Raw genomic sequence first — 17,508 nt, forward strand, 5'->3', positions numbered from 1 at the left:
CAGTCAGTTCCACGAATATGCAAACTTGTCGTTCACGATCGAGACGCGCGTCTGCTTGACCTCCTCCTTGGCGAGAGACTTGCTCAGGAATTCGCGCGACAGTTCGGGCAGCAGCGTGTTGGTGATAATGTTATCGATCATCCGCCCGCCGGAGTCCGGATCGTTGCAACGGGATACGATGTGCTCGACGACTGCATCGTCGTAGCCGAAGGCAGCCTTGTGATTATCGCGGAGACGCTGTCCGATCCGGTCGAGCTGCAATCTGACGATGCCGGCAAGCATCTCGTCCGAAAGCGGAAAGTAGGGGATCGAGACGATGCGCCCAAGCAACGCGGCAGGGAACACTTTCAGCAATTCCGGCCGCAGCAGCCTGGCGAGTTCTTCCGGCTCGTTGCGATACTTGGGATCGCGCGCCAGGCTCATGATGAGATCGGTGCCGACGTTCGTGGTCAGAATGATCAGTGTGTTCTTGAAATCGATTCGCCGGCCGTTGCCGTCCTCCATGACTCCCTTGTCGAACACCTGAAAGAAGATCTCATGGACGTCGGGATGGGCCTTCTCCACCTCGTCGAGCAGGATAACGCTGTAGGGCTTGCGCCGGACCGCTTCGGTGAGCCGGCCGCCCTCACCATAGCCGACGTAGCCCGGAGGGGCGCCCTTCAAGGTCGAGACCGTATGGGCCTCCTGGAACTCCGACATGTTGATCGTGATCATGTTCTGCTCGCCGCCATAAAGGGTTTCGGCAAGCGCGAGGGCGGTTTCTGTCTTGCCCACGCCGGACGGTCCGGCCAGCATGAAAACGCCGATCGGCTTGGACGGGTTGTCCAACTTGGCGCGGCTGGTCTCGATTCGCTTCGCAATCATCGTCAGCCCGTGGGACTGGCCGACCACGCGTCGATTGAGAATTTCGGGCAGCTTCAGGACGGTTTCGATTTCGTCGCGCATCATTCTGCCGGTCGGGATGCCGGTCCAGTCGGACACGACAGAGGCAACCGACTGCTGGTCGACATGGGCAAAGATCATCCGCTTTTCCGGATTGATGCCCTCGAGTGTCTCGAACTTGCCGCGCAACTCCACGCGTTTGGTGGCTCGATCTTCGTCTCCGTTCTCGGAGAGGATTTCGCGAATGCTGCGGATGTCCTTGACGAGCTCCTGTTCCTTGGTCCAGTCGGCCTCCAGCCCGGTCAGCTTGTCCTTCAGGGCGGCAATGTCGCCGTCGATCGCGGTGATGCGCTCGCTGTTCTCGTCCCCGAGATCGCCGTCGCTGACCAGCGCCGATCGTTCGGCCTCGCGGGCCGCGATGGCGACGCGAGCGTCCTCGATCAGGGCCGGCGTCGCGCTTTGACTGATGGCTACCCGCGCCGAGGCTGTGTCCAGCAGGCTGACCGCCTTGTCCGGCAGCTGTCGGGACGGAATGTAGCGATGCGACAGGTTGACCGCGGTCACGATCGCGGCGTCCGAAATGCGGACGCCGTGGTGCTTCTCCATCGGGCCCAGGAGACCGCGCAGCATGATGCAGCAGGTCTCGACATCCGGCTCATCGACCTGGATCGGCTGAAAGCGCCGCGTGAGTGCGGGGTCCTTTTCGATGTACTGGCGATACTCTGCCCAGGTGGTGGCGGCGATGGTCCGCAGCGTGCCGCGGGCGAGGGGAGGTTTGAGGAGATTGGCCGCGTCGCCGGTGCCGGCCGCGCCACCGGCCCCGATCAGCGTGTGGGCTTCGTCGATGAACAGGATAATCGGGGTAGGCGAGTTCTGTACTTCGTCGATCACCGAGCGCAGGCGCTGCTCGAATTCGCCCTTCATCGAGGCGCCGGCCTGCATCAGGCCGATATCCAGTGCGCAGAGCCTGACGTTGCGCAGTGGCGGCGGCACCTCGCCGGCGGCAATGCGCTGGGCGAATCCCTCGACCACGGCGGTCTTGCCGACGCCGGCCTCGCCGGTGAGGATCGGATTGTTTTGCCGCCGGCGCATCAGCACGTCGATCAATTGACGGATTTCGTCGTCTCGACCGAGGATCGGGTCCATCTCGCCCGATCTGGCCTTGGCGGTGAGATCCTGGGAGAACCGGTCGAGCGGTGTCGTCCCTTTGGGATTCGCGCGGTCCGTACCGTCCGTCCCGGCGCCGGCCAATCCGGAGCCGTCCATCGGACGCATGGTCTCCTCCTCGGAGCCTGCCCAAATGGCGCGGTGCTCCGCAGCCAATGCGTCGACGTTTATCTTGGCGAATTCCTGCGAGATGTTGTTGAGCGCACGACGGATCTCGTTCGACTTCAATCCTGCGACCAGGAGATGTCCGGTGCGGATCTGAGTCTCGCCGAAGAACAGCGTGGCATAGTGCCAGCCACGGTCGAGAATATCGATGACCGAATTGGCGACGCCCGGCATGTCGGTTTCGTTCTTGCGGAAACCGTTGATGACGCCCGCGAGGTCCGACAGCAGCCGCGCGCGGTCGAGCTTGTAGTGATCCACCGACAGGCTGAGGTCGGTCCGCTCCTGTTGCAGGATGTGAAACAGCCAATGCGCAAGCTCCACGTTACGGTTGCTGGCGCTCTTGGCGTGGCGCAGGGCCTGTATGAAGGCGTCGTAGCCGGCCCGGTTCAGTTTGCCAGTCACGGCCTCAAGGCTGATATCGGTCACGATGGCGCCTCCTGCTCAATCACCGGGCGATGCCGGGTCGTCGCGGAAATCGGCTCGAATTCCCATGATGTTAGGACAATCGGAGCGATGCTTAGGTTCAAATCGGCTGCTGATCAGCGGCAGCGCTTCGCCGGGCTCTGAGACGCTCGGCAAGGTGAAAGCGTGCATCGCGCCGATACTCCTCGGTCGAGGCCCAGTTCGGCGAAACCCAGCTGGTCCATCCAAGGCGTCCGCTCTGCCCCAGCTTCATCGGGACAACCGCTCCGGCCGGAATGGCGAGTTCCACCTCCCACTCGAGTTCGTCGCCGATATAGAAGTAGACGGCGTCAGCCAGGGGCTCGGACAGGTTCGGCGCTTCGGTCGGCAGGAACTGCTCGTATTGAGCAAAATCCTTCACGAACACGCGAACCCTGATCTTGTCTTCGACACTGAACACGCGCGAGCCCAGGAGCGCGTCGTGACCAAGCTTGGCGTGCGTCCCGCCGAGCCGGCTGCAGTGGCTTGGGTCGAACGGGAGCCAGGTGCCAACGAACTCGTCGATCTCGACCCGGACATCGAACAGCCCTTGCAGCAGTCGCGCCAGTCGCGACGCGGATTTCGCTCTCGGTGAAACCAGTCCGGCGAAGCTTAGCTTCGCCATGTCAGGCACGGTATCCCGATTGGCAAAAATATCGGAGCCGAGGCCAGCGAAGGAGCCGACATAGGCGATGAAGCGGTCGTCGGATGGCCGATCATGCTGGGCGATCGGCCGTGCGTCTGCCCAGGCTCGAAAGAACAATTGCAGAAAGCGTCCGTTCAGCAGGTCGAGAAAACGGGGGAAAGCGTCGTCCCGCATCAACTGCCAGCCGACGCTCTCGTCGGTGGTGGCCAGCGGCAGCGCGCCCTGCGGTCCGAGCAGGCCGAGGAATTTGACCAGAATTTTGAGCCTGCCATCACGATCGTCGACTGAGCTCAGATTGGAGGCGGGAAATTCCAGATAGGGGGTCTGACCGAGGTCGACAAACTCCTCGCGACGCGCTGCACTGTCGCCGATCCGCGGCCGATCCGGATTGCACCGCTCGAGCTGGCGGAGCGTCTGAAAGAAATCGAACCGCCAGGGCTCGGCCTTCATCTGGTCGATCAGCGTCACAGCGGCCTCCGGGTGCCCATGCGGGCCGGCCAACGCATGATCTCGCCGCGCTCCGGAGTCGAGATGACAGTCTGGGTGAAGGTGTTGAAGCCCGAATAGTCGGCGAAGAAGCGTTCCAGCACAGCCCCGAGCAGGAACACGCCGCTGCCCTCGAATGCCTTCTCGTCGAGCGTGACCGTGATCTCCAGGCCGCGCGCCGCGCCGCTGCCGGTACGCTCACGCACCCGCCGCACCACGGGCTTGCTCTCGACGCTGCGCACGCCACGAATCTTTCGTTCCGTCGCGTCGTCGAACTGGTCGGCGAACAATGACAGCATCTCCCGCAGTGCTCCGGCATTCTTGCCGCCGCTGCGTTCCACGAGGCCGAGATAGTTCAAACTCAGCATGTTGATCAGGCGCCAGCTGACGACGCCGCTATTGGCGATTTCGCTGCGGCTGCGCAACTGCGCCACCACCGGCTCGCGTGGTCGGGTGGGGCCGGCTATGCACATCAGCTCGAGCGAGGTGTCGTCCAGCAGGCGAAAGTCGGCTCCGCCCTGGCCGACCGGCAGATGTTCCGTGAGATGCCGGTTGGAGCACAGCGCGCGGACGCTCAGCTCGGCGGCGGATCCGTCGCCGCTCGGGTCGCCGGGCTCGAGCAGCGAGAGGAACATGTCCGTCCCGGTATAGTCCGAGGCCGCGCCATAGGTCTTCTCTTCGACGGTGCGCCGCCGCGGCAGCCGACGAACCGTATAATAAAGTCCCTCGACCGATCCGGCTGTCCGGTCGACGGCGGCGGAGTACAACGGACGCACGCGGCGCTTGTCCTTTTCCGCCGGAAAGTGCGCGTAAACCTCCAGCACCTGGTGCGGCTCATATTCGAGATAGCGGCTTCGGTCGGGCACCACGTGGTATTCGTAGGTATTCGACTTGATTGGGATGCGATCGCTGGTCTTTTCGAACAGGTTGATCGCCGGGGCGGTGTAGAGACTGAAAGTCTCTGCCCGGACCGAGGCGGCGAGCCGCGAGTTGTGCTCATCGAACGCGAAGACGATATCGATGGATTTGCCGCGTAACCGCGGCATCACAGCGCGAAGCTGGGTCAGATTGATGCCGAGGAACTTGCGCGGAAACACGAAATATTCCCGCAATAACTCCGAGCCGCGAAAGACCCGGTTGTCGTTCGGAAACAGGGATTCGTTCTCGCTGAAGCCGACCTGCTGCACACAGTCGTTCGGAGCCCGGATGACGACCGGATCGCCGAAATCGTCGAGATAGCGAAAATAGAGCCCGACGCAGTTCGAGGTCAGTTGTTCGTAGAGTGCGATGGCATCCGACTCGGCGCCGGTCAGGTAGATGGGCAGTTCGCTGGCGCGGCAGCCGGCGAACCAGGTCTCCGGTTTGTTGCGAGTCTCCGCGTCCGCCGGCTCCTCGTCGAGCCGCGCGGCGGTACGGTGCGTCAAGGAGAGCCTGAGCCCGGCGATGACCTCTCCGCCGACTGGAATCCCGAGCGCCTGCAACGCGCCCGCGGTCGCAAAATATTCGGCGCCGGTGACGTCAAAGGGCCAAAGCACGATGTCGCGGCAGAGCCGGAATCGGCAGGCGAGGCTCCGTTCCCTTTCGCGATAGTTCGCGTCGAAATAGGCGCCCCGCGCGATCTTCTTGCCGTCGCGCAAAGCCGGATCGGCGTAGGTGGGCTGAATCTTGACCAGCATGGCAGACGGAGTCGGCGCGAGATAGTTCGGAACCAACTGCTCAAGCAGGTTCGCCGTGAATTCCGGAAACTCGTGCTTGAGCTTGAGCTGAACACGCGCGGCGAGAAATGCAGCGCCTTCCAGCAGGCCTGAGATCATCGGATCCGAGCGGTCGCGGACCAGGCCGCCGAGGCGCTCGGCGATACCAGGATATTCCTCGGCAAAACCCTCCGCGTGCTCGTACAGCAGCGACAGTTCACGATTGTAAAAGTCGAGGAACTCGCGGTTCATGCTATAATCGGTTGATCTGTATATCGCCGCTGTCGAGGTCGACGTCTGCGACGAATTCCACGGGCACGTTGAGCGGTTCGCATTTCAGGTCGGAATGCACGACAAAGCGCAGCTTGAGCTGCTCGGGGCCCACGGAGGTGTCGCGCCGCACCCGGATGGACTTGCGATCGAGTCTCGGCTCGTAGGTCGTCAGCGACATGCGCAGGGCATCGCTGAGCTCCTCGTCGGTGACTTCGTCGATCGAACGGTTTGCGATATCGGGGAAACCATAGTTCAGAATCGAGGTGCGGACGCAGCCGCGACCTGTCAGGTCAAGCGTCGACTCGAGGGCAATGGTATTGAGGAGTGTTTCGACGTCCTGCGAAACCTCGCGCCTTAGCAGCGTCTCCGAGATCGGGAAACGACCAGCGCTGCGCCGTCCCGCTATCACTCGCTCACCGAACTGATCCCGCAATTCGAGCGCTTTGCGGGCATCGCGAGCGTCATGAGCCGCACGAAAGGCCAGCATCAATGGCGGAGAGAGCCGGTCCTTCCTTGGCGTAACGGTCATTGACGGTCCCCGTACAGCCGGCGCCGATTGCCGCTATGGGCAACCGACGCCGGGCAGGAAGCTTGCGATCAGGCCCATTCCTTGTTGGCCGCAACGTCCCATCCGAACACCGGAGACGCACCGGCGCCGCCTTTTTCGGTCTGGGTCTTGTAGGTCATTTTGACCTTCTGGAAGTTCAGGCTGACGTTTTCGGTGAGGCGATCCTCGCCGTGCGATCCGCCCGTCGAGACGCTGGAAACCAGAACGTGCTTCATCTCGATCTTGAGATATTCGAGCGGGTGTTCACCGGCCTTGCGTACCGTGAGAATGGCGCTGTCGATGTGCTTTCCATTCGCGCAGACCTTGAAAAGCTCTGGTGTCGCCTTGTCCACGAAGTGCGTGAAGTGGAGGTCTTGAACCGCGACCTTGCCGGCGCCGCCGCCCGACCCGCTGTGGAACGTGCCGCTCTGGCTCTCGCCGAACGACCAGCTCAAAATGTCGATTTCGTCCTTGTGTTTGTCGTCGAGCGACTCGCCCTTGATCGGATCGAGTTTCAAAAAGATGTCGACAGCCATAGCATAGCCCTTTCAAAATTCTCTGATGATAGACGGTTGCGATAGCGCGGCGTCAGGAGCTCGGGCCTGGCAGGCGCGAAACGAGACTGAGACCGACGTCCATCGCTTCCAATTGAAAGTGTGGACGGAGAAAGAAGCGCGCGTTGTAATATCCCGGGTTCTCCTCGTTTGCTATGACCTCAACCTTCGCAGCGGCCAGCGGCTTGCGCGCTTTCTGAGCTTCTGACGACAGGGCCGGATTGGCATCAACGTACTCGTTGATCCAGGTCTGCAGCCAGACCGTCAGCTCATCCTTTTCCTTCATGGATCCGATCTTGTCGCGAACCATGCACTTCAGATAATGCGCAAAGCGGGATACCGCGAACATGTAGGGCAGGCGTGACGACAGGTTGTCGGACGCGGTTGCATCCACGCCCTTGTCGCCGAAATACTTCTTCGGCTTATAGAGCGACTGGGCGCCGATGAAGGCAGCCTTGTCGGTGTTCTTGCGATGGATCAGCGGGATGAGTCCCGCCTTTGCAAGCTCGTGCTCGCGACGATCGCTGATGGCGATCTCGGTGGGGCATTTCAGGTCGACGCCACCGTCGTCGGTCGGGAACGTATGCGTCGGCAGGTTGATGACCTCGCCGCCGGACTGGACGCCGCGGATGCGGGTGCACCAGCCGAACTCCTTGAAGGCGCGATTGATGTTGACCGCCATCGCATAGGCGGCGTTGATCCAGCCGTATTTGTCACCGGTGTGCCCGTCCGTCTCCTCTTCGAAGGCGAACTCTTCCACCGGCTCCGATTTGGCGCCGTAGGGGAGGCGGCCCAGCGCACGCGGCATGCACAGGCCGAGATAGCGCGAGTCGTCCTGATCGCGCAGCCCTTTCCATGCGGCGTATTCCGGCGTGTCGAACACCTTGCCGATGTCGCGAGGGTTGGACAATTCGGTCCACGAGTCCATTCCCATCAGCGTCGGCTCGGCGCCGCTGAAGAAGGGGGCGTGTGCGGCGCCGGCGATCTTGCTGAGATCGCGGAGCAGCTGCACGTCGGTGGGGAGGTGGCTGAAATAGTAGTCGCCGATCAGGCAGCCGAACGGCTCGCCTCCCAGTTGGCCAAATTCGTACTCGTAAATCTGCTTGAACAGCGGGCTCTGGTCCCAACGCGCATCGGGATAAAGCCGCAGGTTCCGATACAGCTCGTTCTTGGAGACGTTCATCACCCGGATCTTGAGGTTGGCGTCGGTCTCGGAATTGAAGACGAGGTAGTGGAGGCCGCGCCAGGCACTCTCGATCGCCTGGAATTCGGGCGCATGCAGGATCTCGTTCATCTGCGCGGTCAACTTCTGATCGATCCGCGCGATCATCTCCTCGATGGTGTCGAGCACGTCCGACTTGATGACGCTCGTATCCTTCAGCGCTTCCTGAACGAGCGTGGACACCGCGTTTTCCACTTCGGTCGCCGCACGTTCGGTGCGCGGCTTGAAGCTTTGCTTCAGCAGGGCGGCGAACTCGTCAGCCTCGACGGTCCCGACCTTGGTGGTGGTCTCTTTGTGGATTGCTTCTTTTGCCATGGTCCCCATTCCTTCCCTTAGCTGTTGCTGTCGGCTTCGGTGGACTGGCTGCTCGCGCGCTCGCGCAGTGCGGCCATCAGTTGAGGATCGGCGAGAAGTTTCTTCAGCTGGTCCTCGGCGCCCACCTTGCCATCCATGTAGCGCAGCAGGTTGGCGAGCTGTTCGCGCGCTTCGAGCAGCTTGGCCGTCGCCGGCACCTGGCGGGCGACCGCCACCGGCGTGAAGTCGGACATCTTGTTGAAGCGCAGGTTGACGGAGATCTTTTCGTCGGACCCGTCGCTGAGACGATTGGCGACGCGGGCCGTCACGCCGGGCTGGATCGCCGCCATGCGGTTGTCGAAATTGTCCATGTCGAACTCGAGGAACTTGCGCTCCTCGACCTTCGTCTTCTCGATGCCGGGGTTGTTGCCGGAAAGATCGGACAGGACGCCCATGACGAACGGCAGCTCGATCAGCCGCTCGGCGTCGTAGGGATCTTCGTAAGTGATGTGCACGCGCGGTGCGCGGTTTCGGCGAATGAATTTTTGACCGCTGTCGGTTGCCATTGGGTTGCCCTCTTCACAAAAAAATCTCTGCGGAAGCTGACTTGCGCGACGCAGGCAGGGAAGTGCCTCGGTCTTTCGTCGGCGGAGCTTCCTTCCGTTCAGTTAGTCCCCTCGAACGGAAGGCGGGTTCAATTCGATTTATCGATCGCCTTCAGAGCGCCCTCTGGCAGCACTTCGTTCAGCAGGCTGAGGAAGTCTCGCTGTGCGAGTTCGCGTGCGCGATCGACCAGGAACGGGATCGGGCTGGACGGCTCGGCGGCCCGGAAGAAAGACGCAACCTTGCTCAGCAAGTCCAACGCCTGGGCTCTGTTTTCGGCTGAAAAAACAGCATCTTGAGCCTCACTTTCGGTCGCGGATGGGAGCGCGGTGGCGAACTCCGCCATGCGCTCGATCGGCAGGTCGAAGACCTTGTCGCGACCGATATTGATGGCGGCGCTCTCCACGTGGGCCGGCATCAGCATCCGCATCACTTCGATAAACGATTTGCCAACCATGTCCTGCGCCTGCCGCACCAGCAACAGCGCCGGGCTCGACGGTTCCTTCCGAGCGAAGTAGTCGGCAGCCGCCGCCAGTGCCGCGGATGCCTGTCCGGGTGACGTCACTGCGCCGGCGATTTCGATCGGAGGCTGCCGGTCGTCTTGGGCGGTTTCCTCCGGGGATGAGGCAACTGCGGCCGGATCGCGTGCAGTGACCAGAGTCGCGAGCCAGCCGGCCATGCCGTTCGCGACACCCGCCAGCCTGTCGAGATTGATGGGTTGCCCCGAGTTCAACTTTTCGTGCCAAACCGATTTGATGCCGGCAATCTCGGCAGCGACCGCCGAGCAGCGGGCGCTCACCGCTTTGAGGGTGTCGAGATCGGTCTCGCCGATGATGCGCTCGATGGTTCCGAGATCTGGCATGTCGACGTCGGCATCGCCGGCGGGAATTTCGCCCTTGGCAATCTGATAGGCACGGTAGTTGAGGCTGCCGTGCCGTCGATTTTCGATCAGGGGAAGGAATTGGAGCGGGTTGATCACCGTCGGAAACACGTCGATCGCCTCGATGGTGACGGCCCGAAAGGCATAGTCGCCGTCCTCGCCCCTTGGGTGAACCGCTTCCCATTGTTCGCGGAGCAGCAGGGTGGTTGCCCGCAAGCAGCTGAGGAAGCCATCGAGATCGCGGTTCAGGATGGAAAACTTGGCGAGCAGCATGGTCAGGCGCAGATCGCGGGTGCGAGCCAACAGGGGCTGGGCAGCGGCGAACTGGCCGGCAATATCGATGGCTTTTGGATCGAAGCGTCCGCGCTCTCCGTTCGCATTGACGACCTCGAAATACGACATCGGCAACAGCGATTCCGCAGCTGCGAAGAAATTCAGGTACTGGACGTCGCCGGCCGCATCGAGGTCAGGCCCGCAGGGATCGTCCGGGTCGATGGGCTGGGTCAGGGATGCGACGTCGAGCATGCAAAGAGGATCCGTCTGCGGGGCCCTGGCCCCTCTACCAGGTCCGTGACATCTGGCGGATCACGCGGGGGATCATGATCCGATTGACTGTTAGGTCAGATCAACGCGGGCCTCGGTTCATTCCCGCGATGATGGCGGTTTCCCGTGAACCAGCAAGCGCTTGGAACCGACTACATGAGTGCCGCAGTGGCTTCCCCGGACGGGTGCGTTGCCGCGCCAGGAGAGGTGACACCGAGCGGACCTGTCGGCCATCCCACCGATGGACGGCTCGGATTTCGATCGTTCGTGCTTGACCGCCCGATGCGCCGGTTGCGCAGCTCGTGCGGTCAACGAGGGAGTTTAACGCCCACATGGGCCAGCTTACCCAGGATACCCGCCTCTGCGAGCTCAAGACCCCCCTTGGCAAGGACGTTCTGGTTTTTGCCCGGTTCGAGGCCGCCGAAGGTCTGAGTGAACTGTTCGAATATCGCATCGAATGTCTCAGCGAGGAAGCCGATCTCGACTTCGATCGGGCTATCGGCAAGCAGTGCACCCTCACCATCAAACTGCACGAGAAGGAACGCGAGTTCAGCGGCATTCTCACGGAAGCCCAATGGCTGGGGGTGAAGAACGACTATTTCAGTTACCGGATCGTGCTGAGGCCCTGGCTGTGGCTGCTGTCGCGGACCACCGATTGCCGGATCTTTCAGGACAAGAAGGCGCCCGACATCATCAAGGAAGTCTTCAACGAGCGCGGCTTCACCGACTATGAGTCCAAGCTTACCGAAGAGGGCTCATGTCCAAGGCTCGAATACTGCGTTCAATATCGCGAGACCGATCTGGATTTCGTGTGCCGGTTGATGGAGCAGCACGGGATCTACTACTTCTTCAAGCATGAAGGCGGCAAGCACACGCTGGTGCTGGCCGATTCCAAGTCCTCGCACAGTCCAATCAACGGTCTCGCGAAGATCCCCTACATCCCGCTCACCGGCTCCGATCGTCGCGGTGAGCAGCATATTTATGAGTGGGCTTCCGAGCGCCGGTTCCGCACCGGGAAGATCGAGCTCAACGATTACAACTACCAGAAGCCCAACGCGCAGATGATCAGCGACGCCAAGGGCTCCGAGCACTACACACGATCCGAGATGGAGTTCTACGACTATCCCGGTAAGTTCAAGGAGAAGTCCGACGGCGAGCGATACGCGAAGATCCAGCTCCAGGCCGAGCAGGCGATGGATCGGCGCCGCCGGGGCAATGGCGACGCCGTCAATCTGTTTCCGGGTGGACTAACCAAGCTCGAGAAGCACTCGAAAGACTCGCAGAACGTCGAATATCTCGTGGTACGGGCAGCTCATTCGTTTTCCATCGAGTCCTATCGCACTGGCGGCCCCGGCGACGCCGGACAGCACGTCTACTTTGGCAGCTACGAATTTCTGCCGAGCGATCGGCCGTTTCGATCTCCCATGACGACGCCGAAGCCGAGGATCAATGGTATCCAGACGGCCAAGGTCGTCACCAAGGACGACAATTCGAGCGAGGAAATCGACGTCGAGTCGCTGGGCGAAATCTATGTTCGCTTTTTCTGGGATCGGAAGAAGAAGCGGTCGTGCCGGTTGCGCGTGGCGCAAGTCTGGTCCGGCAAGCGCTGGGGCGGTCAGATCATCCCGCGCGTCGGGCAGGAGGTGGTGGTGGAATTCCTGGAAGGGGATCCCGACCGGCCCTTGGTGATAGGGACCGTATACAACGATGAATACAAGCTGCCTTACGACCTGCCGTCCAAGAAGACGATTGCGGGTCTGAAGTCCGACTCGACCAAGGGAGGAGGCGGCTACAACGAATGGAACTTCGAGGACAAGAAAGGGTCCGAGAAGATCACCCTGCATGCCGAGAAGGACTACGACGTCACGGTCCGCGACACCGAGACCAGGACCATCGGTGAGGCGGCGTTCGGCGGCGACACCCGCAAGACCACGCTCAAGAACGGCAACGACAAGCTTGATATCGAATTGGGCGGTCAGCACGTCAAGCTGGCGATGGATCAGTCCGTCAATGCGGGCCTGAGCATCACCCTCACGGCCAACGTCAACATCACCCTGCAGGTTGGTCCAAGCCAGATCATCCTGTCTCCAGCCGGCATCGTCATCAACGCGCCAACCATCACCATGACCGCGCAGGCCGCCATGGCGCTCGCGGCCGGCGGCCCGCTGGTTGCCCACGGCACGCCAACCATTGTCGGCTGACAGCCATGAATCAGGTTCGGTTCAGCACAGTCCGCGATCTCTTTGAAGCCTATCCGCTGGCGCGCTACGACGTCGGCAAGGCCGCTCCGGACAAGCTGTCGTTGGATTTCCTGCAGGAGGCGGCCGATGCGGGCAGCTGGCACCAGGCTGTATCCTTCTGCGCGTATCTGCTCCCCAGGCGCGTGGCCGTCGCCTGGGGCTGTCGCTCGTTGCGGCAGATGTTCGACCATTTCGACGGCAATGAAGGCAGGTCGCTCAATTTTGCCGAGACCTGGGTCCGGCAACCGGATGAGCAATCGCGCAACAAGGCTTTGGCGGTCGGCAATGCCAACGATCCTGAGCAGCCGGCGACCTGGCTGGCGCTGGCGGCGGGTTGGTCTGGTGGAAGCGTGGTTCCCGCGGAATTTGCGCCGGTCGAAGCCAAGCCGGATCAGACGGCGCGCGCGGTTCGCGCAGCCCTTTTGATCGGGCTCTGCCGGCTTACCCGTGAGTCCAGGGACCGGATAATGACGGCCTGCCTGGAGGATGGTATTCAATTGGCACGCGGCGAACCGCGCCCTCCACGCTGACGAGACGATGTGATGGTGCTTCGCTTCAACATCGAGAACGAGCCGAACCTTCCAGACGGCGGCCCTGTGTCATTCACTGTCACCGGAAGGCGTTCGGTCGACATTGGCCGGGACCGCCATCTCGACTGGACATTGCCCGATCCGGCACGGATGATTTCGGGGAAGCATTGCGAGGTCCATTATCGCGACGGCGGCTACTGGCTGCACGACGTCTCGACCAACGGCACCTTTCTCAATGGTGCCGACCAGCGTATGCGGGGAGCGCATCGGCTACGCAATGGCGATCGGCTTGTCATCGGCCACTATGTCATTGGCGTTTCGCTGGACCTGGATGAGCCTGCCGAGGGCACTCCGAGCCATGGTGCGCAGCAGCAAGCTCCGCTCGCTCAGCGGCACGCCGACTACCACGAACTGTGGGCTCCCGGTCGCGACGTGCCGCCGCCAATCGACCCGCAGCAGTTGCGAAAACCGCGCGAGGCCGCGCGGCCCGTCAATCCGGAATTCCTGGACTGGGCAGCGAGCGTTCCCGCGGCGGGTGTGGATCCCGTCCGGCATTCGCCGCAGATGCCTCAACGCGAGCCGCCGCTGCACGACGACATGAGCTGGGCAGCCGGTCCGGTTGCCACGCCAAAACCGCCGGTCGACGTGCTGCACGCGATGCCGACGCCGCGCCGACCGTCGGTATGGGCCGACGACGAAGCGGCTGCCCCGCCGCCGCCGCCGCCTTCACCGACAGGGCATGTGGGAGCGCCGCGGCCGCAACTGGCCGAGCCGGCACCGGCCACGGCGGCGTCGACCGGCAATCCCGAGTTTGCGCGCCTGGTCGCCCGTGCTGCCGGGCTGCCGGACGGTTTCTTTGCCGACAAGACCGAAGCTGAACTTGCGGAACAGCTCGGCGTCATCCTGCGCATGACGGTGGAAAACTTGATGGCCCTGCTGCAGGCGCGCACCCAGGCCAAGCAGCTGACGCGCAGCACCAGCCAAACCACCATCCAGGCCATCGAGAACAACCCGCTGAAATTCTCGCCGACCGCGGAAGACGCGATGCGTATCCTGTTCGGGCCGCCGACCCGCAGTTACCTCGATGCGCCGCATGCCTTCGCCCAGGGCTTCAAGGACCTCAAATCCCATCAATTGAAGACCTATGCTGCAATGCAGCATGCCGTCCGGGGACTGATTGCCAGCATCGATCCGACGCTGATGGCGCGCGAGCTCGAGCTTCAGCGCGGCGCAAGATCCCTGTTTGGCTCGAACAAGAGCAAGCTCTGGGACGAATTCTTGACGCGCTGGAACGCGCATCTCGGTCGCGACGAAAGCGCGCCGATCGATACCTTCATGCTGCATTTCTCCGAATATTACGACCGCGCTGACAAGTCGGGGTCAAAGTGAACTGTCGGTGACGATGCAGTCGCCGATCATTGCCAAGTGGATGTAGGAATGTCTTGGTACAGCAAAGTTTTCTGGTCGGAAGGTCTGTTCCTGCGGCCGCATCATTTGCAGCAAAACGATCGCTATCTCGAGCATCTGCTGGAAAAGCGCGTTCGTTACACGACACCATATCCCTGGGGCTTTGCCCAGCTCGAGATCGATAACGATCTTACTCAGCAGAGCAAATTCGCCGTGCGCAGTGCGACCGGCGTCATGCCGGACGGAACGCCGTTCGATATTCCCGCCGACAGTCCGATCCCGGAAGCCATCGAAGTGCCGGATTCGGCCGCAGGCCAGATCGTCTGGCTGATGATGCCGGTCGCGGCTCCCAATACGCGGGAGGTGGATGAGGATCGCACCGACAGCGCAAGTCGCTACGTTCGGACTGCCGAAACGTTTATCGATTCAACCTCGGCGCTGCGCATCGAAGAAGAGATCGACGTTGTCTATCCACGGCTGTCGTTCGAGCTGCGCAAGACGAGCAAGCCGGGATACATGGGTCTCGGCATCGCTCGCATCCTCGAAGTGCGCGACAAGAATATCCTGTTCGACGACAAGTTTGTGCCGCCGATGCTGGTCTGCGCCGCGCATCCGGTTGTCGATGGCTGGCTCAATCGAATCATCGGCTGGGTCGAGACCAAGCTCGACGAGCTTGCACGCTACGCAGTCGATCCGTCGTCCGGCGGCGGCTTGCAGAGCGTCGATTATCTCGTGCTGCAGGTACTGAACCGGACCATTCCTGTGCTGACTCATTTCAAGCGGTCCGGCAGCGTGCATCCCGAGCGGCTGTACGAGGAATTGCTGAGGTTTGCCGGTGAGCTTGCGACCTTCGCGACCACCGAGCGACGCGCACGTGACTACCCGGCATACGATCACGACAACCTCGAATACGTCTTCACGCCGCTGGTGCGCGACATCCAGGATTTCCTGAGCGCGCGGCTGGGCAGGCGGGCGATTCGTCTGGAGATCATTGAACGCGCCCAGAACGCATTTGTATCGCCGATCCGCGATCGCGCGTTGTTCCGAAATGCGACCTTGGTGCTGGAGGTCGCCGCGCGGCGGCCTCTCGTGGAGATCCAGAATGAATTCCCGCACCTGTTCAAGGTCGGGCCCAACACGAAAATGACCGAGATCGTGCACGCAAACCTGCCGGGTTTGACCCTGGTGCATCTGCCGACGCCGCCACCGCACATCCGAGCCATCACAGACCACGTCTATTTCTATCTCGATCGCAAGTCGCCGCTGTGGCCCGAGTTCAGCACAGCGGCCTCGATCGGGATGCATTTTTCCGGCGACTGGCCGGAGCTTGAGTTGTACCTTTGGGCCATCCTGGAAGAGCGGCCATGACCGACAGGGACAAGCCGGTTAATCCTTTCGGTCGGGGTGAGCGGACCATCATCCGTCCGAACCCCGGCGGGAAGATGCCGCCGGCTTCGGCTCCGCAACCTCCGGCAGGCGAGGGACCTGCCAGCCGTCCAGCGTACTCGCCATCGCCCATGGCTTCGCCTGGCGCCCCTTCGCCGACGCCCTCATTTTCTCCCACACCGCAGGGCGCAAGCTACGCCGCCCCGCCGACCAGCCAGCCCTCAGAGGAATGGATTTCGACACCGGCGCCGGCTCAGGCGCCGCAACCGATCCTGCCGCCCGGACCCCCATTGCGTGTCGACGATCTGGTTGCGCCAAACGCCAATCCGGTGATGCGCGCCGGCGGCCCTTTGCTGCAGTTGCTTGGCCGGCTGCGCGTCGCGCTGATGCGGGCGTCATTCGCGAGCCTGATGGAGCAGGTCGCCGACGCCATCAAGTTCTTCGAGAAGGATATCCGCTCGGCGGGCATTTCCGAGCACCAGGCCAATACGGCGAAGTATATCCTGTGCGCGACCGCCGACGATATTGTGCAGCACATTCCGACCGACGATCGGCACGTCTGGGCCCAATATTCGATGCTCAGCCGGTTCTTCGGCGAACGCGTGGGCGGCGTACGCTTCTTCGAGATTCTCGATCATTTGAAGACTGATCCGCTCGTCAACTATCCGGTGCTCGAGCTTCAGCACGCCTGCCTTGCGCTCGGATTCCAGGGCATCCACCGGACGTCGCCGGGCGGACTTGCGAACCTCCAGGTGATCCAGCGCAACCTCTATGAAACGCTGCGCCGGGTTCGGCCCAAGCCGACCAACGATTTGTCGCCGCACTGGCGCGGACAGGCCTTGGCCGGTCGGCGGAAGCACTTGCGCATTCCGGTTTGGCTGGTGGCGGCCGTGGTCGCCGCGCTGTTAACCGGATCCTATTTCGTTCTGCGAACATTGCTGGCTGGCCGTGCAGAGAATGCTGCGCAAGTAGCGCTGGCGCTGCATCCCGGCGATCCGATCGAGCTCAAGCGCCGCGTCGTTGCGCCGCCGCCACCACCGCCTCCGCCGCCACCGCCGGACCGCATCACCCAGCTGCAGCGCATTCGCAACGCGCTTGCGCAGGAGAAGACGGCCTGCGCCATGACCGCGGATCAGACGGCGAGCTTCATCGTGATCAGGGTGTGCGATCTCGCATTGTTTGCCTCGGGCCAGGCAACCATCCTGGATGGTTTCAAGCCGATCGCGGCCCGCGTCGCGGCGACGCTCGACAAGGAACCGGGGCGAATCCGGGTGGTTGGCCATACCGACAGCTCGCCGATCCGCACCGTGCGTTTTCCCTCGAATTTCGAATTGTCGGTCGAGCGCGCCAAGGCGGTTGCCGCCGCGCTGAAGCCCGGCTTGGCCGATGGTTCGCGCGTCGATGTCGACGGCAAGGGATCGGATTCACCAATTGCCAGCAATTCGACACCCGAGGGGCGTGCCAAAAACCGTCGGGTCGAAATCTTCATCGAACGTAGCGAATAGGCGGACGCCAGAAGCTCACGCGATAAGCGACAGGTACCGGTCA

Annotated in this window: 13 protein-coding genes; 5 read left to right on the forward strand and 8 right to left on the reverse strand. The window is 62.2% G+C overall.

Annotation, left to right across the window (positions count from 1 at the left end; genetic code table 11):
* Nucleotides 1–3: 3 nt before the first annotated feature.
* The 8 genes from tssH to QA639_RS09000 all read right to left on the reverse strand — a co-directional run bounded on the left by tssH (nt 4) and on the right by QA639_RS09000 (nt 10,379).
* Nucleotides 4–2,640, reverse strand: a complete 2,637-nt coding sequence (tssH, locus tag QA639_RS08965; protein ID WP_283089571.1) for a type VI secretion system ATPase TssH — start codon at nt 2,638–2,640, stop codon at nt 4–6.
* Between the two features lie 97 nt (nt 2,641–2,737).
* A complete protein-coding gene (tssG, locus tag QA639_RS08970; protein WP_283089572.1) occupies nt 2,738–3,802 on the reverse strand; it encodes a type VI secretion system baseplate subunit TssG in 1,065 nt (354 codons plus the stop codon).
* Complete coding sequence (tssF, locus tag QA639_RS08975; RefSeq protein ID WP_283089573.1) at nt 3,766–5,733, reverse strand: type VI secretion system baseplate subunit TssF; 1,968 nt, start codon at nt 5,731–5,733, stop codon at nt 3,766–3,768. The genes tssG and tssF overlap by 37 nt, the downstream gene beginning before the upstream one ends.
* Nucleotide 5,734: 1 nt before the next feature.
* Entirely contained in the window at nt 5,735–6,283 is a 549-nt protein-coding gene (tssE, locus tag QA639_RS08980; protein ID WP_152977617.1) for a type VI secretion system baseplate subunit TssE, read from the reverse strand.
* Between the two features lie 68 nt (nt 6,284–6,351).
* Nucleotides 6,352–6,837, reverse strand: coding sequence for an Hcp family type VI secretion system effector (locus QA639_RS08985; RefSeq protein WP_016843423.1), 486 nt, complete (start codon nt 6,835–6,837; stop codon nt 6,352–6,354).
* Between the two features lie 52 nt (nt 6,838–6,889).
* Nucleotides 6,890–8,392: a type VI secretion system contractile sheath large subunit gene (gene tssC / locus QA639_RS08990; RefSeq protein WP_018272201.1), complete on the reverse strand. Its 1,503-nt coding sequence runs from the start codon at nt 8,390–8,392 to the stop codon at nt 6,890–6,892.
* 17 nt (nt 8,393–8,409) lie between these two features.
* Nucleotides 8,410–8,937: a type VI secretion system contractile sheath small subunit gene (gene tssB / locus QA639_RS08995; RefSeq protein WP_028335401.1), complete on the reverse strand. Its 528-nt coding sequence runs from the start codon at nt 8,935–8,937 to the stop codon at nt 8,410–8,412.
* Between the two features lie 128 nt (nt 8,938–9,065).
* Entirely contained in the window at nt 9,066–10,379 is a 1,314-nt protein-coding gene (locus QA639_RS09000; RefSeq protein WP_283089574.1) for a type VI secretion system protein TssA, read from the reverse strand.
* Between the two features lie 350 nt (nt 10,380–10,729).
* Between QA639_RS09000 and QA639_RS09005 the strand changes: the two genes are divergently transcribed.
* The 5 genes from QA639_RS09005 to tssL all read left to right on the forward strand — a co-directional run bounded on the left by QA639_RS09005 (nt 10,730) and on the right by tssL (nt 17,465).
* Nucleotides 10,730–12,598 (forward strand): type VI secretion system Vgr family protein, encoded by a 1,869-nt coding sequence (locus QA639_RS09005; protein ID WP_283089575.1) that lies wholly within the window; start codon nt 10,730–10,732, stop codon nt 12,596–12,598.
* 5 nt (nt 12,599–12,603) lie between these two features.
* Nucleotides 12,604–13,167 carry a DUF6931 family protein gene (locus QA639_RS09010; RefSeq protein ID WP_157347077.1) on the forward strand — a complete coding sequence of 188 codons (564 nt, stop codon included), beginning with the start codon at nt 12,604–12,606 and terminating at the stop codon, nt 13,165–13,167.
* 12 nt (nt 13,168–13,179) lie between these two features.
* Nucleotides 13,180–14,556, forward strand: coding sequence for a type VI secretion system-associated FHA domain protein TagH (tagH, locus tag QA639_RS09015; RefSeq protein ID WP_157347075.1), 1,377 nt, complete (start codon nt 13,180–13,182; stop codon nt 14,554–14,556).
* Nucleotides 14,557–14,604: 48 nt separating this feature from the next.
* Nucleotides 14,605–15,942, forward strand: coding sequence for a type VI secretion system baseplate subunit TssK (gene tssK / locus QA639_RS09020; RefSeq protein WP_028335406.1), 1,338 nt, complete (start codon nt 14,605–14,607; stop codon nt 15,940–15,942).
* 308 nt (nt 15,943–16,250) lie between these two features.
* Nucleotides 16,251–17,465: a type VI secretion system protein TssL, long form gene (gene tssL / locus QA639_RS09025; RefSeq protein WP_283089576.1), complete on the forward strand. Its 1,215-nt coding sequence runs from the start codon at nt 16,251–16,253 to the stop codon at nt 17,463–17,465.
* Nucleotides 17,466–17,508: the final 43 nt, after the last annotated feature.

The organism is Bradyrhizobium pachyrhizi, from assembly GCF_029714545.1.
GTDB classification, from domain to species: Bacteria; Pseudomonadota; Alphaproteobacteria; order Rhizobiales; family Xanthobacteraceae; genus Bradyrhizobium; species Bradyrhizobium pachyrhizi.